Genomic DNA, 20,000 nt, shown 5'->3' with positions numbered 1-20,000 from the left:
TCGGGGCACCGGATTCACCCGTTCCGGATGAGGCCGGCGCCGCCGCTCGCTGGTTCGCTGGAGCTCGCCGACCGCGTGCACAGCGGTCCGAGGCGAGGAGCGCTCGTGAACCCGTACCCGCCGATCGACGAGCACGGCATCGTCGGTGATCTGCAGACAGCGGCGCTGGTATCGGCCGCCGGAACGATCGACTGGTGGTGCGCGCCACGGTTCGATTCACCGAGCATTTTCGCGTCGCTGCTCGACAGCGAGAAGGGCGGACACTGCTCGCTCGCCGTCGACACCACCAACCCGGTGACCATCCGGCAGCTGTACCTGCCCGACACCGCCATCCTGCTGACGCGGTTCTCCGGGCCCGACGGCGTGGGCGAAGTGGCCGACTTCATGGAGCCGATTCGCGGCACCGAACCCGCCGACCGGCACAGATTGGTGCGATTCGCGCGGGTGGTGCGCGGAAGCTTCACGTTCACTCTCGCGTGCCGTCCCCGGTTCGACTACGCACGCGCCACCCACACCCTCGACCGAGTCGATGAACGAACGGCCGTCTTCCGTTCCGGCATCGCCGATCTGCACCTGCAATCCACCGACCCGATCGCACTGCATCCCGACGGCGCCGACGTGACCGCGCGATTCACCTTGTCCGCCGGTGAGCGAGCCGCGGTCGTGCTGACCACCGCACCGGCGGGCGCGGATTTCTCCTCGGCGCCGATGTGGGCAACGATCGCCCACGAGTTCGACCAGTGCCGTCGCTTCTGGCAGACCTGGTTGCGCTCGTCCACCTACCGCGGACGCTGGCGGGACATGGTCAATCGCTCCGCGATCACCCTCAAACTGCTCACCTACGCCCCGACCGGCGCGCCGATCGCCGCGGCCACCATGGGGTTGCCCGAACAGATCGGCGGCGAACGCAATTGGGACTATCGCTACACCTGGATCCGGGACGCCTCACTGTCGGTGCGGGCGCTGAGCGACCTCGGCTTCACCGAGGAGCCCTATGCCTTCCGTCGCTGGCTGCGCGCCCGCGTCGACGCGGGCGGCACCGCCTCCGGCGAACCCTTGCAGATCATGTACCGCGTCGACGGCGACCCACGCCTGGACGAAATAACGCTGCCCCACCTGGAGGGCTACCAGGGATCGGCGCCGGTCCGGGTCGGCAACGGCGCAGCTGACCAGATCCAGCTCGACATCTACGGCGAAGCGGCCGACGCGCTGGCGCAGGGGACCGATATGGCCGCCATCGCCGGCTGGCGGACATTCAGCGGCCTGGTCGACTGGCTCGCCGACAACTGGGATCGCCCCGACGAGGGCATCTGGGAAACTCGCGGCGGCCGCCAGGAATTCACCTACAGCCGGCTGATGACCTGGGTGGCCTTCGACCGCAGCATCCGCATGGCGAACGCGCAGGCAAGGCCCGCTGACGTGGTCCGCTGGACTGCCGAACGCGATGCGGTCTTCCGGCAGATCATCGACCGCGGCTGGAGCGAGAAGCGCCGGGCGTTCGTGCAGCACTTCGCCACCGACGTACTGGACGCCTCGCTGCTGCTCATGCCCCGGATGAGATTCCTGTCCCCCACCGACCCGATGTGGCTGAGCACCCTCGACGCGATGGACAAGGAGCTCGTCAGCGACAGCTTGGTCTACCGATACGACCCCGATGCCTCACCGGATGGCCTGCGCGGCACCGAAGGCACCTTCAATCTGTGCAGCTTTCTCTATGTCGAGGCACTCGCGCGGACCGGCCGCCTGCAGCAGGCCCGCTACGCCTTCGAGAAGATGCTCACCTACGCCAACCACGTCGGTCTTTTCGCCGAGGAGATCGGTCCCTCGGGTGAGCAGCTGGGCAACTTCCCGCAGGCCTTCACCCATCTGGCCCTGATCGCCGCTGCGATCGCGCTCGACGAAGAACTCGATCGCGCCGAGGCCGAGCCGCTGTCGGACTGATCCGCTCATTCGCGAGGCGAACACGTCCGGCAGCACACTGTGCACTTCATGCCACGGTGCACAGCGTGCCAGTTTCGCTCAGCTCTCACCGGCGACGACACAGAACTCGTTGCCGTGCGGGTCCTGCAGCACGGTCCAGGCGAAACCGGGCAGCGAGTGTTCGCCGTGGACTGTGGCCCCCAGCGCCGTCAGCCGGGCGACCTCGGCCGCGCGAGCCGTGGTCTGGAAATCGATGTGCACCCGGTTCTTGGTCACCTTCGCCTCGGGAACCAGCTGGAACGCGAGGTAGCGCCCCTCCCCGAAACCGACGCCGGGCGGGGTGATCATGACGTAGTCACCGGAGTCGACGAGGACCGTGTAACCGAGGGCGGAGCTCCAGAACTCGGCCAGTTCGGCGGGATCGTTGCTGTCGATGGTGATGCCGCCGACGGTGATGGTTTCCGACATGGACGAAACGCTAGCCCGAGGCACCGACAAGTTCCGATGGACGCGGTGAGCGTGCCAGACTGGGCGACGTGAGCGGGCCGGTGAAGAAAACCAGTGGGGCACAACCGAACGACAAGCCTTCGCGTGAACGCGGGGACGTGATCGGTGGCGGGATCCTGTGGCTGGCCAAGTGGTCGCTGTGCATCGTGGCGATCGCGGCGGGCGCATGGGTACTCGGCACGATCACCGCCCGGCTCTGGGTGGTGATCCTGCCCGTCGCGCTGGCGGTCGTGGTGACCACGATCCTGTGGCCGCTGACCCGCTGGCTGATCCGGCGCAAGCTGCGACCTGCGCTCGCCGCGTCGATCACGCTGCTCGGGTTCGTCGCAGTGCTGGCCGGGGTCGTCGCGTCGATCGTGCCCTCGGTGGCCGATCAAGCACCGCAGCTCGCCGACAAGGCCACCGACGGGGTCAACCAGGTACGCGACTGGATCCAGGGACCACCGTTGCGCATCCGCGACGAGCAACTCGATTCCGCGGTCGAGGCGATCGTCGGGAGGCTCCAGTCCAGCGGCGCACAGATCGCCAACGGGGTGTTCACCGGCGTGTCCACCGCGACCTCGCTGCTGATCACCGTGTTCTTGGTCTTGGTGCTGGTGTTCTTCTTCTTGAAGGACGGGCCGCGTTTTCTGCCCTGGATGCATCAGGTGTTCGGCAACCGCAGCGGCCGCCACGTCGAAGCCGTCCTGGACCGGGTCTGGGCGACCCTGGGTGGATTCATCCGCACCCAGGCGATCGTCAGCATGGTCGACGCCGTCCTCATCGGCGCGTCGCTGTTCATCCTCGATGTGCCGCTGGCGCTGGTGTTGTCGGTGATCACCTTCATCGGCGGATTCATCCCGATGGTCGGCGCGTTCGTCGCCGGCGCGCTCGCCGTCCTCGTCGCGCTGGTCGGCAACGGGCTCACTACCGCGTTGATCGTGCTCGGCATCGTCATCGCCGTGCAGCAGCTGGAAGGCAATGTGCTGCAACCGGTCCTGCAAAGCCGCAGCATGGAACTGCACGCCGTCATCGTGCTGCTCGCCGTCACCGCGGGCGGCTCGCTCTACGGCATCACCGGGGCCTTCCTCGCGGTGCCCGTCGTCGCGATGATCGCGGTGATCATCCGCTACATCGGTGAGCAGATCGACGTGGCCACCGGAGCGCGACCAGCAACCGATGAGCCCGATGCCGACGAGGCCGATACCGGCGAGGCCGCGCCGGTATCCGACTCCGGAGCCGCGCCCGACCCTAGTACCTAGCGGCGCGCGCCTGCGGCTCAGCGACCGCGCGAAACCTCCGCACGATCCCGGTCGTCCTCGCCTACCTCGACACCGAACGAACCGGTGCGCGGCCGATCGGCCAGGGCAATGACGCCCGCCGCGGCCGTGGCCGTAGCGGCGGCAGCGACCAGACCGGGCCAGCCGAACCAGCCGATCGCGGCCGCACCGAACGCCGTGCCCAGGCTTCCCCCGACGAAGTAGACCGACATGTAGGCGCTGTTGAAACGGGCAGGCGCGGCGGAATCGATCGCCAGCACCGCACTCTGGTTGGCGACTTGGGCGGCGAACAGGCCGGCATCGAACAGGCCGAGGCAGATCAGCGTCACCACGGTGTTCGACAGCGCGACGGCCAAGACCACGACCGAGCCGAGGGCAAGCGCGAGACCGACCAGGATCACCGTCCGGTGGCCGACCCGATCGGTCCAGCTGCCGGCGATCCTGGTGGCGAGCACGCCCGCCAGCCCAGCGCAGGCGTACAGGCCGATCCGTTCGGGGGAATACGAGTACGGCGGCTGCGACAGCGCCACCGCGAGCCCAGCCCACACCGCACAGAACGCGAAGAACCACAGCGCACCTCGCGTCGCCGCCCAGCGCAGCGCGGCGAAGCGGACGAAGAGTCCGGGTATCCCCCGCACCGTGTCCAGATATCCGGCAGCCGACCGCCCACGCACTGCGGGCAGCACGACATACGACACTGCCGCCACCACGACACAGGGCACCACGAACACCAACAACATGGCGCGCCAGCCGATCACCTCGGTGAGCCAGCCACCGACGATCCGCCCCGCGAGAATGCCGGCCGAAATGCCCGCGGTGACGATCCCCAGAACCGTGGCCTGCCGACGAGACGCCGCGAACCGCCCTGCCACCGAGCTCAACTGAGCCCCGACAGCCGATCCCGCGCCGACAACACCGATGACGATCCCCAGGGCCACCGGCGAATGGACCGCCGCCCCGGCGGCCGAAGCCAGCGCCAGCGCCGCGAACTGCGCCGCCACCACGGTGCGGGGCGCGAACCGGTCCACCAGCGGCACCAGCAGTACCAACCCCGCCAGATAGCCGATCGGGCCGCACGCCAACGCGGTGCCGATCGCCGCCGCGGAGGTGTCCAGCGTTACGGCGACCTCGGCGACGGCCGGTTGCAGCAGGTAGACACTCGCGGTCGCCAGTGCGGCGGCCAGCGCCATGAACCACACGACCGGCGCACGTAACACCGTGGTCGACATCTCCGGAATCCGTTCGCTTTCCATGGAATCGACGATAGGAATCGCACCGCTCCGGGTCCGGCGGAAAACGGACGACACCGTTAGTCCGGTGCTGGTCGGTCAGCCCGGCGCGGGGTGCCCGGAACCCGGTGCGTCATCGTCGCGCCGAACGGTCGGCACATCGCAGCGACGGCTGAACCGATCATGCCAAACCGCACGACCACCGGCGATCGACAGCCCCTGCCGTGCCTCCTCGGCGAGCTCAGGCAGACATGTCCGCCTGACGCCTGACACTGAGCTGCGACATCCAGGCGATGCTGTCGATCGTCGCGACCCGCACCTCGGTGGCGATCACTTTCATGTGCCCGTCGTCGAAGAGCTCGAGCGAGGCGCTGCTGATCATCCCGGTCTCGTCGACGACGGCATTCCAACTGCCCGCCAGCCGTGTGTTCATCTCCGCCACCGCGTGCCGGCGCACCCGATCCCAGCTCAGGTCCGGGTGCACCTCGTTTACGGTTCCGGTGCACAGCCAGTCGTCGAGGGTCATGCCGAACAGTTCCGACCACTGATCGGTATAGGTAGTCACTGACTCGCTCCCTCTGATCGGCGCTGCGGGCGTCGCACGGTGTCCGCTAAGAATGATAGGGCCGCCCTGCCGAAATCAGCAGCGGGCCTTATACATTCGCGATCAGCGAGCCAGATCCGCGGGCGCCGGTTCAGCTCTCCTTGACCAGGTCCGGCTCATCGGTCTCGGCCATCACCGCTTCACCGCGCGCGACCATTCCCGCTTCGTCGGACAGCGTCAGATGCGGGATGAACAGCGCGAGCGCGAATGCCAGCACCGCACCCGGGATCAGGTACCAGAACCCGGGGACCAGCGCGTCGACGTAGGCGCCGACGATCGCGTCGTGCAGGTTGTCCGGCAGGTTCTTCACCACCGAGGGGATCAGTGCGCTCGGGTCGATCTTCGCCGCTGCCGCTTCCTGCCAGTTCGCCTGGAACGCGCCGGTGAGGTTCTCGGTCAGCCTGCTGGTGAAGATCGAACCGAAGATCGCGATGCCCAGCGCGCCACCCATTTCACGGAAGTAGTTGTTGGCGCTGGTCGCCGTGCCGATCTGGTCGGGAGCCACCGCGTTCTGCACCACGAGCACGATGATCTGCATGATCAGGCCGAGACCTGCGCCCATCACGAACAGCATGGCCGAGACCAGCCACATCGAGGTGTTGGCGTCCAGGCGGGTCAGCCACAGCATGTCGATTCCGATCAGCGCGGCACCGATCGGCGGATACACCCGGTAACGACCGGTTTTGGTGATCGCGTTCATCGAGGTGATCAGCGTGAGCATCATGCCGATCATCATCGGGATCAGCAGCAGGCCCGACACCGACGCGGAGGTACCGCTGGCCATCTGCAGGTAGGTCGGGATGAAGCCGATCGCCGCGAACATCACCAGGCCGACGAGGAATCCGATCAGCGAGGTGAGCACGAAAGTGCGATTGCGGAACAGCCACAGCGGCAGCATCGGCTCCTCGGCCCGCGACTCGACGAACACGAAGGCCGCGACCACGACGACGAGCGCGACGATCATCGACACCATCACCGTCGAGCCCCAGGCGTACTGCTTGCCGCCCCAGTCGGTGATCAGGATCAGCAAGGTGGTCGCGGTCGACATGAGCACGATGCCGAGATAGTCGGGCCGGAACTTGGGCCGATGGCTGGGAATGTTGAGGTAGCGGAAGGCGATGAACAGCGCGGCGATGCCGATCGGCACGTTGATCCAAAAGCACCACCGCCAGTCGAGGTGGTCGGCGAACAGTCCGCCGAGCAGCGGTCCGGCGACCGAGGTGATACCGAAGACGGCACCCATCGGCGCCATGTACTTGCCGCGATCCTTGGCAGGCACCACATCGGCGATGATGGCCTGCGCCAGGATCATCAGACCACCGCCGCCCACGCCCTGCAGACCGCGGAACGCGATGAACTCCCAGAACCCGGTCGACGCGGCGGCACCGATCGACGCCACGGTGAAGACGGTGATCGCGAACAGGAACAGCCACCGCCTGCCGAACATGTCGCCGAGTTTTCCGTAGATCGGCATCACGATGGTGGTGGCGAGCAGGTACGAGGTGGCGGTCCAGGCCATGTGGGAGACGCCGCCGAGTTCGCCGACGATGGTCGGCATCGCGGTACCGACGATCATCTGATCGAGGCTGGCCAGGAACATGCCCGCGATCAGCGCGGAGAAGATCAGCCAGATCCGCTTCTGTGTCAGGACGATCGGGGTGGGCGGCGAGTCGGCCGTCGTGGTCATCGGAGCGTCTCCCTTGTGCTGTCGTCCGGCCGGAACAGCCGGGCGGCCATGGCGCAGTGCTCGTGCAGCGCTGCCGCCAGCGACCCGTTCGGGTCCGCGGCCAGCGACATCGCCGCCCGCGTGGTGATGGTTGTCATGATTCCCGCGGTGAGCGAGGCGAATTCGGGGTCGACGTCGGCCCCGCACCTGGCCGTGAGGAGTTCGGCGATGGCGGCCTCCATCCGGGCGCCGGACGCGATGAACGCGGCGAGCACTCTCGGCTCGGCCATGACCAGTTTGGTGACCAGCGAGATACCTTCGCGCACTTCGCTTTCCGGCTGGAAGCCCGCGGCGTGCAGAAAAGTGAGGTCTTCGATGAGCACACCGGTCGGGCCGCCTCCGACGAATTCGTGTCTGGCCTCGGGTGTACCTATCTCTCCGATCGGGCCGACCACCGCATCGAGCTTGGTCTCGTAATAGTTGAAGAAGGTGCGCGGTGAGACGCCCACCGCCTTCGCGATGTCGTCGACGTTCGTCGCGTCCAGCCCGTGTTCGACCGCCAATCGCCGTGCGGCGAGGCACAGATCGAGCAGGGTCCGTTGCTTCTTCTGTTCACGCAGACCGACCGCGGCCTGTTTGACCGGCTCCTGAGTCACGTCCATAAATTAGCATAAACTGCAATATTTCAGGAACTGCAATTTCTTCCGGGGCGGCCGCCCGAGTGTTCGAGCAGGTCAACGCCGCGTTGATGCCGGGAAAAGAGCCGATCCGGGGCGACACTGAGAGTCGTGGACACCACCCCAGAGGACAGCGCCGCGCAGGAGCCCCCGCGTACCAGAATGCCGACGTGGCTACCTCGGGCGATGGTGCTGGCACTGGTGTTCTTCGGACTGTTCCTGCTCGCGAACTGGGCATTCCACCGGCTCACCGGCATCCTGATCATCTTGTTCGTCGCGTTCTTCATCTCGCTGGCGATGGAGCCCCCTGTCGCACTGCTGGTACGACGGGGAATGCCGCGCGGTCTCGCCACCGGCCTGGTCTTCATCGCCACCTTCCTGTGCGTGCTGGCCTTCCTCGCCGCACTGGTGACCTTGCTCGTGGAGACGGCGACCAACCTGGCCCATGAGACGCCACGACTACTCGACGAGGGCGTGGACTGGGTCAATCACACCTTCGGTCAGCACTTCACGATGCGCGACCTGAGTCAGCGGCTGCTGCGCGAATCCGACCTGCTCGAGAGCTACGCCCACACCGCCGCCGACAATGCCTGGGGCGTGTCCACCACGGTCCTCGGCGGCCTGGCCCAGGTCCTGACCATCGCGCTGTTCAGCGTCTACCTCACGGCGGGCGGCCCGAAGGTGCGGCGCACCCTGTGCTCGCTACTGCCGCCCACACGCCAGCAGACGTTCCTGCACGCCTGGGACCTCGCCATCGACAAGACCGGCGGCTACCTGTTCTCGCGGTTGCTGCTGGCGATCGTCTCCGCGGTCGTGCACGCGGTATTCCTGTCGATCCTGCATCTACCCAACCCCATCGCCCTGGGTGTCTGGTTCGGCGTGATCTCCGCGTTCATCCCGACCGTCGGCACCTACATCGCCGCGATCGTCCCGATCTTCGTGGCGCTGACGGTCGACCCGATGGACGCGGTATGGATCATCGTGTTCGCGATCATCTACCAGTGGTTCCAGGACTATCTGCTGCAACCGCGCATCACCGCGCGCACCGTCGACGTCAACGCCGCGATCGCCCTGCTGTCGGTACTCGCCGGTGGCGCGCTACTCGGCGCGGTCGGCGCACTGCTGGCCATCCCGGCCACCGCCACCGTCCAGGCATTCCTGTCCGAATACGTGAAACACTATGCGGTGACCGAGGATCCCCGCATCGACCAGACGATACCGCGGCGCAAACGATCCGCCGCCGCAGCCCAGGACGGCGGGGCATCACAGAAAGAAAGCGACTAGGGCGCGTCTCCGTAGATGACGAGCCAGATCGCGCGGCCGAGTGATTCGGCCAATTCCTCCTCGCCGACGCCGGTTTCGGCGGCGAAGGCGACGGAGATCGTCCGTTCGACCATCGATGTGAGGATCAGGGCGGTGGCTCGGGGATCGAGCCGCGCGGCGACGCGGCCCGCTGCCTGTTCGGCCTCCAGCCGGGCACGCACCAGCTCGGCGAAGGTCGCCACTCGGGAGCGCCAGTAGGCGCCGACTTCCCGGTCGTAGGAGCCCACTTCGGTCAGGGCGAGCAGCAGGTAGCGATGGTCGCGGAAACCGCCGATCATCGCGCGCATGGCCAGCACGACTCCGGCCTGCTGATCGGTGTGCTCGGCACTCCACCACGTCTCCGCCGCGGCGAACAGATCGGTGGTGGCCAACTCGGCCATCCGGATCAGCAGCCTGCTCTTGTCCGGAAAGTAGCGATAGAAGGTCGATCTCGCCGACCCGGACGCCGCGGCGATCTTCTGCACGGCGATCTCGGTGAACGGCGTGCCGTCGGCCAGCAGGTCTTCGACCGCGGCCAGGACGCGACGTTCGAATTCCGCCCGCCGATCGTCGGTGGGTTTGCGCGCTGATCGCGGGACACGGGTCAGTGAGGGCATCGGCCATCCGTCGCCGATGCCGCAACGGGTGCGCTGACATTGCCCATGCGACCCATTGTGCCCGTAGACCCGCGGGCCGCCACGGCGGCAGGGTGCGAGCGACGGCAATCCCCCTGTCCCGGTTGGCTATTGACACAAGAACGCGGCCCGCCTCATCATCATTCGGACACACTGTCCGAGACTCAGTGACCGAGGTGGTTCCCATGGTCGATTCCCCTGTCGCTGTGGTCGAACGGACCGAGGTCGTCGTGGTCGGCGCGCGCTGCGCGGGATCGGCTACCGCGGCGACGCTCGCGAGGGCGGGCCACGCTGTGGTCGTGCTCGACGCCGCCGCCTTGCCGTCGGACACACTGTCCACCCACCTGCTCTGGCCGGCCGGGCTGGCCGAACTCCGGCGCCTCGATGCGTTGGCCGCCGTCGAAGCTCTCGGTGCGCCACGGCTGACCAGGGCCTACGCGCAGGCCGCAGGCCACGGTGTCGGTTCCGGCTTCCCCTCGGTCGACGGCATCGACTACGCGATGTGCGTGCGCCGCACCGGACTCGACGCCGCGCTGCTGCGCACCGCGGTGAACGCGGGCGCCGAGGTGCGGCCGCGTTGCCGGGTCACCTCGGTGGTGTGGGACGGAAACCGTTGCGCCGGTGTGCGATACCTCGACGCCGCGGGCCAGACCAGGGAGATCCGCGCCGCGCTCGTTGTCGGCGCGGACGGGCGGCGTAGCACCATCGCCCGCGCGGTGGGCGCCGAGCGGCCGTTCCTGACCGTGCCGAGCGGGCGCGACTGCTTCTTCGCCTACTGGCGAGACACCGCCGACGCCCCCCGCCACATCGCCGCCCAGTGGCGCGTCGGCGCCGACCTCGGCACCGCCTTCCCATGCGACGACGGCCTGGTGCTCAGCCTGGTGCAGCCGCCCACGGTCAGCGATCTCGGTCGCGGTCCCGGTGCCGCGGAACGCCGCTACACCGAGGCCCTCGCCCGGATTCCGGACCTGACCAGCCGCCTGCGCGGCTGTGAGCGCGTAGGCCGGATCCGTTCCGCCACCGGTATTTCCTCGTACTTCCGGCGTTCGGCGGGCCCGGGCTGGGCGCTACCCGGCGACTCCGGACATTTCAAAGATCCCGTCACCGCGCAGGGCATCCGCGACGCCCTGCACTACGGACGCACTCTCGCCGAGTCGGTCGACGAGGTCCTCGACGACCCGCAGGCCCTCGACGCGGCCCTGTCGGAGTGGGAGCGTCGTCGCGTCGTCGAATGCCGCGAGATCTTCCACTGGACGAACCGGCTGGCACGTGGGGAAACGTTGCGGCCCTTGGAGATCGAGCTCTACCGCACCGCCGCCGGCGACCCGGAGTTGGCGGAGATCACCGCGGGCATCTTCTCCCGCACCCACCGCCCCGCCGACCTGTATACCCCGTCCCGCGCACTGGGCCTCGCAGTCCGTGCCTCGCTCCATCAGTGGGTACACCTGCCCGCCGTCCTCGCCGATATGGCGCGCGAGATCCGCGACTCGACCAGCGAACGGCGAACCACACGAACAACCCTGCGTGGCACCGCACCTGATGCCACCCCACCGCCGAGCCCGCCTTTCACCCTCACCACCGCAGGTCCAGGAGAACACCATGCCTGATCAGCCGACACCGTTGTCAGCACCGATCACCCGCCGCACCGCGTTGCGCGCCGGGCTCGTCGCCGGAGCGGCCCTAGCCGTGACTCCCCCAGCGTTCGCGTCAGCGACGACCGCCCGGCGCTCGCCACTCTTGCGCTCCGGCGGCAAGTCGGTGGCGATTTTCGGTGGCGGCATGGCCGGGCTCAGCGCCGCGCACGAACTGGCCGAGCGCGGCTACGACATCACCGTCTACGAACCCGCGTTCCTCGGTGGCAAGGCCCGCAGCATGGGCGTGCCGGGGACCGCCTCACCCGGTCGTCAGCACCTGCCGGGTGAGCACGGGTTCCGCTTCTTCCCCGGCTGCTATCAGCACGTTCCCGACACGATGAGCCGAATCCCGTTCCCCGGCAACCCGAACGGTGTGCGCGACAATCTGGTGCGGGTCGAGGGTACGGTCGCCGGATTCCAGGACCTTCCGCCGATCTTCGCCCCCGTCGAGCTCGGTGGGCTGAGTCAGCTGACGCCGGAACTGGTGCAGAACAGCATCATCGGCGCGCTCGGCTTCATCCCCGACCTGCCGCCACATGAGCTGGCGTTCTTCGCCAAGCAGATGCTCGTGTGGTTCACCTCCAGCACCGAGCGGCGCTTCGGCCAGTGGGAGTACGTGACCTGGGAACAGATCATGCAGGCCGAAGGAAAGTCGCCCGCCTACCGGAAATACCTGGTGAACGCGCTCACCCGGATCACCGTCGCCGCGAAGCCACAGACCAGCTCGGCACGAACCATCGGCACGATCGGTGAGGCCCTGGTCCTCGCCGCATCCGGCACGGTTCCGCAATTCGCCGGTGGGGTCGACCGAATCCTCAACCGCCCGACCAACATCGCCTGGATCGATCCGTGGGTCGACTACCTGCGCACGCTCGGCGTCCGCTTCGTCATGGGACAGGGCCTTGCCGCATTGCAGATGGCCGGCGGTCGCATCGCGGGCGCGACGATCAGCGGAACAGGCGGGACCTCGACGGTGACTGCTGACCACTATCTGTGCGCCATGCCGGTCGATCGCGCCGTCGACCTTCTCGACGACGCGATCATCGACGCCGATCCGCGCCTGGGCGGGATGCGGAACCTGGTCACCGACTGGATGGTCGGCATCCAGTACTACCTGCGCCGCCCCACCGAGATCCCCGAGGGACACATCGCCGCGCTCGGCTCCCCCTGGGCCCTCACCGCCCTGCGCCAAGCCCCCATGTGGGTGGGCGACTTCCCCGCCACCTACGGCGACGGCTCGGTGCTGGAGTGTCTGTCGGTCGACATCTCCGACTGGGACACACCCGGAATCCACTTCGGCCGGACCGCCAAGGAGTGCACCGCCGCCGAGATCGCCACCGAGACCTGGGCGCAGCTCAAAGCCTGGCTCAACACCGGCACCGACTGGTTGCGTGACGAAGACATCCATTCCTGGCATCTCGACCCCGGCATCACCTGGTCGGGAAACACCATCCACAACGAAACCCCGCTGCTGGTGAACACCGTCGGCTCCTACGACAATCGCCCCGACGCGCACTGCGCGATTCCCAACCTCTACTTCGGCGGCGATCACGTCCGCAACCACATCGACCTGGCCACCATGGAAGGCGCCAACGAATCCGGCCGCGCCGCCGCCAACGCCATCCTCGACGCCGCCGACGACCCGAGCCCCCGAGCCCAGATCTTCCCGCTGGTCTCGCTTCCCGCGTTCGCTGCCGCCAAAGCCATCGACGCGGACCGCTTCCGCGCCGGTTTGCCGCATCTACTCGACGGCTGACCCCTTGACCAACCACGATTTCTGGGGCACGCTGACACCACTTCATTTGTGGTGTCGCGTCGCACCAGAATAGTCCGCGGCGGGCAGCACGAAACCGATCCAGGAGAACAAGTGTCTGATTCCGCCACCCCTACCGTCGACGCCACTGAACTGGCTGTTCGCAACCCGGCGTCCGGAGAACTGGCTGTTCGCAACCCGGCGTCCGGAGAACTGGTCGGCACCGTCGCCGTGTCGACTCCGGCGGACGTTGCCGCGGCCGCGGCCGCGCTACGCACAGCACAGCCGCGGTGGGCTTCGATCAGCGCGGCCGGACGCAAGCAGTGGCTGCTCAAGCTGCAGGATTGGGTGCTCGACCATGCCGGCGAGCTGGCGGACTCGATTCAAGACGAGTCAGGAAAGCCCCGGGTGGAGGCCGAGGTCGAGGTCGCCTTCACCGTCGACCTCCTGGGTTACTACGCCCGAAACGCCGCGAAGTTTCTCGCCGATACCGCCGTGACCCCCCACACCCCGCTGATGCGGGTCAAGAAGCTGACCACCACCTACACGCCGTATCCGGTGGTCGGCATCATCACGCCGTGGAACTTCCCCCTCGCGATGCCCGCTTCCGATCTCGTTCCGGCGCTCGCCGCGGGCGCCGCGGTGCTGCTCAAGCCGTCGGAGGTCACCCCGCTGACGCCGCTCGTCCTCGCCCGCGGCTGGGCCGAGATCGGCGCGCCGCCGGTGTTCACGGTGGTCTCCGGGTCCGGCGCCACCGGTGCCGCGGTAGTCGGCAACGCTGATTTCATCCAGTTCACCGGCTCCGGCAACACCGGGCGCCGCATCGCGGTCGCGTGCGCGGAACGCACGCTGCCCTACAGCCTCGAGATGGGCGGCAAGGACCCCGCGATCGTGCTGGCCGACGCCGACCTCGATCGCGCGGCCAACGGCATCGCCTTCGGCGCGCTGACCAACGCCGGACAGCTGTGCGTGTCGGTGGAGCGGGTGTATGTCGAGGCCGCGGTGTACGACGAGTTCGTGAACAAGCTGGTGGCCCACGTCAAGACGCTGAGGCTCGGCCGCGACGACCGCAGCGGAAACATCGATGTCGGTCCACTCGCCAACCAGGCCCAGCTCGACATCGTCACCCGCCACGTCGATGACGCGCTCGCCCGCGGCGCGCGAGCGCTCACCGGTGGAAAGGCGACCGGCGAGGGGAACTTCTTCGAACCGACGGTGCTGGTCGACGTCGATCACTCGATGTCGTGCATCACCGAGGAAACGTTCGGCCCGACCATCCCGGTCATCAAGGTCGCCGACGCGAACGAGGCGATCCGGCTTGCCAACGACTCCGAGTACGGACTGTCGGCCTCGGTGTGGACGGGCGACAAGTCCCGCGGGCAGGCAATCGCGCGGCGACTGGCCGTCGGCGCGGTGAACATCAACGATGCCACCATCAATCTGTTCAATTTCGCGCTCCCCCACGGTGGTTGGGGCCAGTCGGGCACCGGGTACCGATTCGGCGGTGCGGACGGCGTGCGCAAGTACTGCCGCAAGCAGGCGATCACGGCTCCGGCGCTGCCGACGCAGAAGTCCGAACTCGTCTGGTACCCCTACAGCCTCAAGAACTTCGGATTCATGCGGAATGCGATGCGCGCGACCGGTGCTCGCGGTCGGCGCCGCTTCGGCAGGTAGCCGGGTCTCGCCGCGGAGGGATGTCTCACCAACCGGTGACTCATCCGTCCGCGGCAAGCGATGATCGCTGCCTTCATGCGGGGAACTAGCGAGGTTCGGCGCCGGTTTCCTGGGTCACCGTGCGCACGTCCAGCGGACGGAACCCGGGTGCGATGTGATCGCGGGCGAATCGGCGCGCCGCCGCCTCGTCGTCGAGCGGGATGACCGTCGGCCTGGTCAAAACCAGCGACAGGGCGGTACGAGCCACGAGCTCGGCAACGGGGAGCGGGTCGTAGGCGGGGAGTTTGCCCGCCTCTTGCAAGCGGGTGATGAACTCGGCCAGAAAGTCTCGGCCGAGCTCGATCACCGGCGCCCCACCGGTGGTGAGGTAGGGCAGCACGGTGGCGGCGTCGGTGGCCAGGAGTCGGTCGAGCAGCGGGTTGTTGCGCAGGCCGAGGGCGAAGGCGACGAACAGTTCGACGATCTGATCTTCGGCGCCGGCACCCTCGTCGGCCTGCCGGCGCATGGAGGCATCGGCCTGCTCCAGCAGGTGGCGCACCTGCCAGAGCCCCACCGCCTGGACGACGTCGCTCTTCCCCCCGAACCGGCGGTACAGGGTCGCCAAGGACAACCCGCCACGCCGGGCCACCTCCGCCATGCTGGTGCGCTTGATCCCGAAGTCCAGAAACGCGGCCAAGGCGCCGTTCAGGACATCGGCGTTATCGCGCTCGACACCGCCGTGTCCGCGAATCCGGGCCAACAACCTGATCGACTCGGCCATATCCCATTCCCCTCAGCTGACAAGAGCCCGAACATAATGTGGTCTGCCGGTAGCCCGCAACCTCGACTCTGTCAGACCAGCGGGCGACCGAGCCGCTCACGTCGCCGCATGTCCCGGAGCGCGGTCGAGTACGGCACGATCCGCGCGCGGACCGGTAGCCGGCCGTAGACGGCCCCGATGGCCCGGAACAGCAGCCGATGGCGGCGCTCCTGCTCGTCGGTCCACGGAAGGTAGAGCTGTGCGCGCATGGTGTCGGGCAGCAGACCGGTGACGGCGAACCGATGAAAGTTGGCCAGCCGACGCGGCCTCGGCACATTGCGCAAACCGACCAGCTTGCGCAGATATTCGGCGACCACATCATCGATTTGGATGCTCGCCAGCCCCGATTCGAAGTAACTTTCGAAAGCCGCCAGGTCGGCGGGCCACATGTCCGGCCGCATCTGCAACCCGGTGCCGAACCGCGCCCCGTACTGCACGAAGACCTCCTTGGTGGCCCTGTCCAGTGGCCCGTAGAGGCGTTCGTGGATATCCATGACTCCCCAGCACAGGCAGACCGCGACCCACTTCTGCAGCTCGGGATCGAACGCGTTGTACTTCACCTCGGCGCCGGGCGCCGAACGAACGCGCCGATGGACGCTACCCACGGCCTGCCGATACACATCCCGGTCCTGCTCGGTACCGAGCATCGCCACCGCGATGTAGGTCAGCGTGGTGCGCAAACGCTTCCACGGATGGACGTCGGCGCGGCCGGACTCGACGGTGCTCTCGACGACGCCGTACCCCACCGGCCGGTTCGCGAGCTGCACGATCACATTCGCGCCCGCCCCGGCGAAGGCGCCGATCCCGTCGAGAAATCGCTCGATATCGAAGTCCTCGACGGTGCCGTATCGACACCGCAGGACCCCACCGAGCTCGCCCACCATCACAGGATCGGTCACCGTTGACACTTGACGCATAGTCCTGCGCCTCCTTCTACTGAGAGCCACTAAGGCAATGACATAGTGAGATGATATTCGACTAATCACCTCAGCGATAGCTTTCGGTCAGTGCACGTATCGCAGTGCCGCGGGTGCGGTGGCGGGGACAGCGGGCCGCTCGGGCAGGATCGGTGCGAGGCGGACGTAGGCCGAACCCAGCGCGGGACGGGGGTCGGCCTGACCCTTGTTGGGCCAGAACGCCATCGCACGCTCTGCTTGCGCGGCGATGGTCAACGACGGATTCACCCCGAGGTTGGCCGTGACCGCACTGCCGTCGGCGATGTGCAGACCTGGATACCCGTAGACCCGCTGCCACGGGTCGACCACGCCGGTGTCGGCGCAGTCGCCGATCGTGGCGCCGCCGATGTAATGCGCGGTGGCCGGAATACCCAGCAGGTCGGTGACCAGATTTCCCGCGTCACCATCGATTTCGGCGGCGTACTCGCGCGCGATGTCGTGTGCGATCGGAATCCACTCGGGATTCGGTTCCCCCGACCCCTGCCTGGTAACCAGCCGTCGCCCTTTCAGAAAGGAGGTCAGCGAGTTGTCCAGCGATTGCATCACGAGCAGCACGACCGAGCGCTCGGCAGCACGATGGACATTCTTCAGCCGGATGAACTCGAGGGGATGCGCCGCCACCAGGAGCAGCAGCCGCAGCACCCGGAACGCACCGCCGTCGACCATCGGCAGGCCCTGGGTGAACAGCGCGTTCTGCCCCTTGCCGTACGAGCACACCTCGATATGCGTGTGCGGCTCAGGATGAATCGAGGAGGTGATCGCCACGCCCTGGGACAGGTCGTATCGACTGCGGCTGCACACCGCGACCACGGCCTCGGAATTGCTTCTGGTCAGCTCCCCGAGCCGAGGCGACAACTCGGGCAGCACACCATCGTTGCGCATGCGGTGCAGCAACTTCTGAGTACCCAGCGCGGCCGCGGCGAAGACGACTTGGCCCGCGGTGAATTGGCGCCGATCCCGGCGGACGATACCGCCCGAACGCATGGTCTCGACGAGGTAGCCGCCGTTGCCGTCCGGCCGAACCGAGGTGACCGTGGTGAGCGGGTGCACCTCGGCACCGTTGTGCTCGGCCAGGTACAGATAGTTCACCGTGGTGGTGTTCTTGGCGTTGTGTGTGCACCCGGTCAGACATTCGGAGCAATGAATGCAGCCCGCGCGCGTCGGCCCGGCACCACCGAAGTACGGATCGGGCACCTCCGTGCCCTCCGCACCCTCGTTGAAGAAGACCCCGACGTTCGTGCGGTGGAACGTGTCGGCCACCCCCCGGCGCTCGGAAATCTTGAGCAGTACTTCGTCTTTGGGCCCGACGCGCGGATTGGTCTGCACACCGAGCATCCGTTTCGCCTGGTCGTAATACGGCGCCAACTCCGATTTCCAGTCCGTGATGTGCGACCAGGCGCGGTCTTCGTAGAACGCGGGCAGCGGCTCGTACAGGGTGTTGCCGTAGATCACCGACCCACCGCCGACACCCGACCCGCTGAACACCGCGCACTTGCCGAGAACGCTGATGCGCTGCGGTCCGGTCAAGCCGAGTCGTGGCATCCACAACGACTTGCGGATGTTCCAGTTGGACTTCGGGAAATCCTCGGGATTCCACCGCCGCCCGGATTCGAGAACGCCGACGCGGTAACCCTTTTCGGTCAGCCGCAGGGCAGTGACGCTGCCGCCGAATCCGGAACCGATCACTATCACGTCATAGTCGTATTCGGTCATGACTCTCATCGCCCCCCGTGTTCGTCGAGGACGTGTTCGGTCAGTGCCTTGCGCACGATCTTGCCGGTGGGGTTGCGTGGCATCTCGTCGAGGAACACCACGTCGCGCGGCACCTTGTACCTGGCGAGGTTGTCCTTGACATAGTCCTTGATCTCCTGCGCGTCCGGCTTCTCGTCGGAGGCGGCAACGATGAAGGCACGCAATCGCTGTCCGAAGTCCGTGTCGTCGACACCGATCACCGCGACGTCGGCGATATCGGCGCGAGCTATCAGCAGGTTCTCCACCTCCAGCGGATAGACGTTCTCGCCGCCGCAGACGACCATGTCGTCGTCGCGGCCGTCGATGAACAGCAGCCCGTCGGCGTCGAAGTGGCCCATGTCCCCGGTCGACATGTACCCGTCGATGATCTGTTTGGTCTTCCCGTCGGTGTACCCCTCGAACGGGGCGACGGTGCGGGCGAAGATACGCCCCGAGACGTTCGCCGCGGTGATCCGGCGATCGTCACCGTCGTAGAGCGCGATGCGCGCGGTGACCGGCGCCCGCCCGACTGTGCCCGGCGCACGACGCAATTCGTGCGGCTGGGCAACGGCGGTGATCGCGACCTCGGTGGAGCCGTACCCGTTGTAGAGCACGTCGCCGAAGGCGTCCTGCCATCGGATCGCCAGGTCGGGTGGCAGCGGTGCGCCGCCGACGAACACGGTGCGCAACGTCGAGGTGTCGTACTCGGCGATGGTCTCGGGGCCGAGCGCGAGAATGCGGTTCAACTGGGTCGGCACCGCGACCAGCATCTGGACCGAATGCTTCTCGATCGCCGCCAACGTGGCTTTCGCGTCGAAGCGGCGCCGCAGCACGATGTGCGCGCCGAGCGCGCTGGCTATCGTCCAGGTGCCCATACCCGTGGTGTGAAAGACCGGGGTCGCGATCATCACGACCCCGCCGCGCGGAAACGGGACCCGGTCGACGACGAGTGCGGTGGCGAACGGAGATACCTTCGTCCGCGGAGCGCCCTTGGGCAGACCGGTAGTGCCACTGGTGAGGATGATGAAGCCGGCGGGCCGGTCCGGCGGCGGCAGCGGGTCACCGCTGTTCGCCGACACCAGCATGGCGATGGTCACCGCGCCCGGCAGCGGCGTGTACTCCTCATCGACCCAGCTGAGAATGCGTGGCATGTCCGCGGGCAGAGCATCGACCAGTCCGGCGAATTCGCTGTCGAACAGAATCGCGCGAACCTTCTCCCGCACAGCGACTTCGGTGAGTTGCGGCTTGGCGAAACTGGTGTTCAGCATGGCCAGGCGCAACCCGGCCTTGCCCGCCGCCACCATCGCCAGCACCAGGCCACGATGGTCACGGGCCAGCACGCCGATCACGTCGCCGCCGCGCAGGCCCTGCGCGAGCAAACCGTGGGCCAGGGCGTTGGACTGCTCGTCGAGCTCGCGGTAGGTCAGCACCCCGCGCTCGTCGGTCAGCGCGGGTTGGTCGGGCCGATCGGCCGCCCCGGCGCTGATCATCGCCGCCTGCGGGCCGTAGGAGTTGTTGAGCGCGATCATGCGCTTGATCCGGCGCGGTCGCCATAGGTCGATCAGGCCGGTCTGGTGCAGGCGACGCACCGCCGTCAATTTCTCGCGCACGGCGGCCACGGTGCCGTTCGTCAGCTTCATCGATGATCCTCTGG

The 20,000-nt window shown here is 67.4% G+C and carries 16 protein-coding genes; 6 read left to right on the top strand and 10 right to left on the bottom strand.

Features of this window, described 5'->3' with window-relative positions; all coding sequences use genetic code 11:
* The first annotated feature begins 105 nt into the window (after window positions 1-105).
* On the top strand, window positions 106-1,941 hold the full coding sequence (locus ACFWFP_RS21450) for a glycoside hydrolase family 15 protein (RefSeq protein WP_379297620.1): 1,836 nt from the start codon (window positions 106-108) through the stop codon (window positions 1,939-1,941).
* Between the two features lie 78 nt (window positions 1,942-2,019).
* Here the strand turns inward: ACFWFP_RS21450 and ACFWFP_RS21445 are convergent, their stop codons facing one another.
* Window positions 2,020-2,388 (bottom strand): VOC family protein, encoded by a 369-nt coding sequence (locus ACFWFP_RS21445; RefSeq protein ID WP_379297618.1) that lies wholly within the window; start codon window positions 2,386-2,388, stop codon window positions 2,020-2,022.
* 68 nt (window positions 2,389-2,456) lie between these two features.
* Between ACFWFP_RS21445 and ACFWFP_RS21440 the strand changes: the two genes are divergently transcribed.
* Window positions 2,457-3,668 carry an AI-2E family transporter gene (locus ACFWFP_RS21440; RefSeq protein WP_379297616.1) on the top strand — a complete coding sequence of 404 codons (1,212 nt, stop codon included), beginning with the start codon at window positions 2,457-2,459 and terminating at the stop codon, window positions 3,666-3,668.
* Between the two features lie 17 nt (window positions 3,669-3,685).
* On the opposite strand, the gene ACFWFP_RS21435 is transcribed toward ACFWFP_RS21440, so the two are convergent.
* The 4 genes from ACFWFP_RS21435 to ACFWFP_RS21420 form a co-directional block, all read right to left on the bottom strand.
* The gene (locus ACFWFP_RS21435) at window positions 3,686-4,939 is read right to left on the bottom strand and encodes an MFS transporter (RefSeq protein ID WP_379297614.1); all 1,254 of its coding nucleotides are present in this window, start codon (window positions 4,937-4,939) and stop codon (window positions 3,686-3,688) included.
* Window positions 4,940-5,156: 217 nt separating this feature from the next.
* Window positions 5,157-5,441, bottom strand: a complete 285-nt coding sequence (locus tag ACFWFP_RS21430) for a hypothetical protein (protein WP_379297612.1) — start codon at window positions 5,439-5,441, stop codon at window positions 5,157-5,159.
* A 169-nt stretch (window positions 5,442-5,610) separates the two neighbouring features.
* Window positions 5,611-7,206 carry an MDR family MFS transporter gene (locus tag ACFWFP_RS21425; RefSeq protein ID WP_379297610.1) on the bottom strand — a complete coding sequence of 532 codons (1,596 nt, stop codon included), beginning with the start codon at window positions 7,204-7,206 and terminating at the stop codon, window positions 5,611-5,613.
* Window positions 7,203-7,841 carry a TetR/AcrR family transcriptional regulator gene (locus tag ACFWFP_RS21420; protein WP_379297608.1) on the bottom strand — a complete coding sequence of 213 codons (639 nt, stop codon included), beginning with the start codon at window positions 7,839-7,841 and terminating at the stop codon, window positions 7,203-7,205. The genes ACFWFP_RS21425 and ACFWFP_RS21420 overlap by 4 nt, the downstream gene beginning before the upstream one ends.
* 132 nt (window positions 7,842-7,973) lie before the next feature.
* On the opposite strand from ACFWFP_RS21420, the gene ACFWFP_RS21415 reads away from it, so the two are divergent.
* On the top strand, window positions 7,974-9,146 hold the full coding sequence (locus ACFWFP_RS21415) for an AI-2E family transporter (protein ID WP_379297606.1): 1,173 nt from the start codon (window positions 7,974-7,976) through the stop codon (window positions 9,144-9,146).
* Here the strand turns inward: ACFWFP_RS21415 and ACFWFP_RS21410 are convergent.
* Entirely contained in the window at window positions 9,143-9,781 is a 639-nt protein-coding gene (locus tag ACFWFP_RS21410; protein ID WP_379297604.1) for a TetR/AcrR family transcriptional regulator, read from the bottom strand. The two genes, ACFWFP_RS21415 and ACFWFP_RS21410, sit on opposite strands and share 4 nt — an antisense overlap.
* Before the next feature lie 203 nt (window positions 9,782-9,984).
* On the opposite strand from ACFWFP_RS21410, the gene ACFWFP_RS21405 reads away from it, so the two are divergent.
* From ACFWFP_RS21405 to ACFWFP_RS21395, 3 genes are all read left to right on the top strand, one after another.
* Window positions 9,985-11,406 carry an NAD(P)/FAD-dependent oxidoreductase gene (locus ACFWFP_RS21405; RefSeq protein WP_379297602.1) on the top strand — a complete coding sequence of 474 codons (1,422 nt, stop codon included), beginning with the start codon at window positions 9,985-9,987 and terminating at the stop codon, window positions 11,404-11,406.
* The gene (locus tag ACFWFP_RS21400; protein ID WP_379297600.1) at window positions 11,399-13,189 is read left to right on the top strand and encodes an FAD-dependent oxidoreductase; all 1,791 of its coding nucleotides are present in this window, start codon (window positions 11,399-11,401) and stop codon (window positions 13,187-13,189) included. The genes ACFWFP_RS21405 and ACFWFP_RS21400 overlap by 8 nt, the downstream gene beginning before the upstream one ends.
* Window positions 13,190-13,339: 150 nt before the next feature.
* Window positions 13,340-14,860, top strand: a complete 1,521-nt coding sequence (locus tag ACFWFP_RS21395) for an aldehyde dehydrogenase family protein (RefSeq protein ID WP_379297709.1) — start codon at window positions 13,340-13,342, stop codon at window positions 14,858-14,860.
* Window positions 14,861-14,945: 85 nt separating this feature from the next.
* On the opposite strand, the gene ACFWFP_RS21390 is transcribed toward ACFWFP_RS21395, so the two are convergent.
* From ACFWFP_RS21390 to ACFWFP_RS21375, 4 genes are all read right to left on the bottom strand, one after another.
* Complete coding sequence (locus tag ACFWFP_RS21390) at window positions 14,946-15,620, bottom strand: TetR/AcrR family transcriptional regulator (RefSeq protein WP_379297598.1); 675 nt, start codon at window positions 15,618-15,620, stop codon at window positions 14,946-14,948.
* A gap of 71 nt (window positions 15,621-15,691) precedes the next feature.
* The gene (locus ACFWFP_RS21385) at window positions 15,692-16,558 is read right to left on the bottom strand and encodes an oxygenase MpaB family protein (protein ID WP_379297596.1); all 867 of its coding nucleotides are present in this window, start codon (window positions 16,556-16,558) and stop codon (window positions 15,692-15,694) included.
* Between the two features lie 105 nt (window positions 16,559-16,663).
* Window positions 16,664-18,328 (bottom strand): GMC oxidoreductase, encoded by a 1,665-nt coding sequence (locus tag ACFWFP_RS21380; RefSeq protein ID WP_379297594.1) that lies wholly within the window; start codon window positions 18,326-18,328, stop codon window positions 16,664-16,666.
* A gap of 5 nt (window positions 18,329-18,333) precedes the next feature.
* Window positions 18,334-19,986, bottom strand: coding sequence for an acyl-CoA synthetase (locus ACFWFP_RS21375; protein ID WP_379297592.1), 1,653 nt, complete (start codon window positions 19,984-19,986; stop codon window positions 18,334-18,336).
* Window positions 19,987-20,000: the final 14 nt, after the last annotated feature.

The organism is Nocardia sp. NPDC060249 (assembly GCF_042728755.1).
GTDB lineage: Bacteria > Actinomycetota > Actinomycetes > Mycobacteriales > Mycobacteriaceae > Nocardia.
The sequence above is the reverse complement of the archived record's forward strand: the minus strand, read 5'-3'. Positions and strand labels throughout refer to the sequence as shown.

What these genes read in the sequence shown, in the direction of transcription:
- ACFWFP_RS21390 (WP_379297598.1), bottom strand. Translation starts at nt 15,620, where the DNA reads ATGGCCGAGTCGATCAGGTTGTTGGCCCGGATTCGCGGACACGGCGGT.
- ACFWFP_RS21375 (WP_379297592.1), bottom strand. Translation starts at nt 19,986, where the DNA reads ATGAAGCTGACGAACGGCACCGTGGCCGCCGTGCGCGAGAAATTGACG.
- ACFWFP_RS21405 (WP_379297602.1), top strand. Translation starts at nt 9,985, where the DNA reads ATGGTCGATTCCCCTGTCGCTGTGGTCGAACGGACCGAGGTCGTCGTG.
- ACFWFP_RS21445 (WP_379297618.1), bottom strand. Translation starts at nt 2,388, where the DNA reads ATGTCGGAAACCATCACCGTCGGCGGCATCACCATCGACAGCAACGAT.
- ACFWFP_RS21380 (WP_379297594.1), bottom strand. Translation starts at nt 18,328, where the DNA reads ATGACCGAATACGACTATGACGTGATAGTGATCGGTTCCGGATTCGGC.
- ACFWFP_RS21430 (WP_379297612.1), bottom strand. Translation starts at nt 5,441, where the DNA reads ATGACCCTCGACGACTGGCTGTGCACCGGAACCGTAAACGAGGTGCAC.
- ACFWFP_RS21410 (WP_379297604.1), bottom strand. Translation starts at nt 9,781, where the DNA reads ATGCCCTCACTGACCCGTGTCCCGCGATCAGCGCGCAAACCCACCGAC.
- ACFWFP_RS21425 (WP_379297610.1), bottom strand. Translation starts at nt 7,206, where the DNA reads ATGACCACGACGGCCGACTCGCCGCCCACCCCGATCGTCCTGACACAG.
- ACFWFP_RS21435 (WP_379297614.1), bottom strand. Translation starts at nt 4,939, where the DNA reads ATGGAAAGCGAACGGATTCCGGAGATGTCGACCACGGTGTTACGTGCG.
- ACFWFP_RS21400 (WP_379297600.1), top strand. Translation starts at nt 11,399, where the DNA reads ATGCCTGATCAGCCGACACCGTTGTCAGCACCGATCACCCGCCGCACC.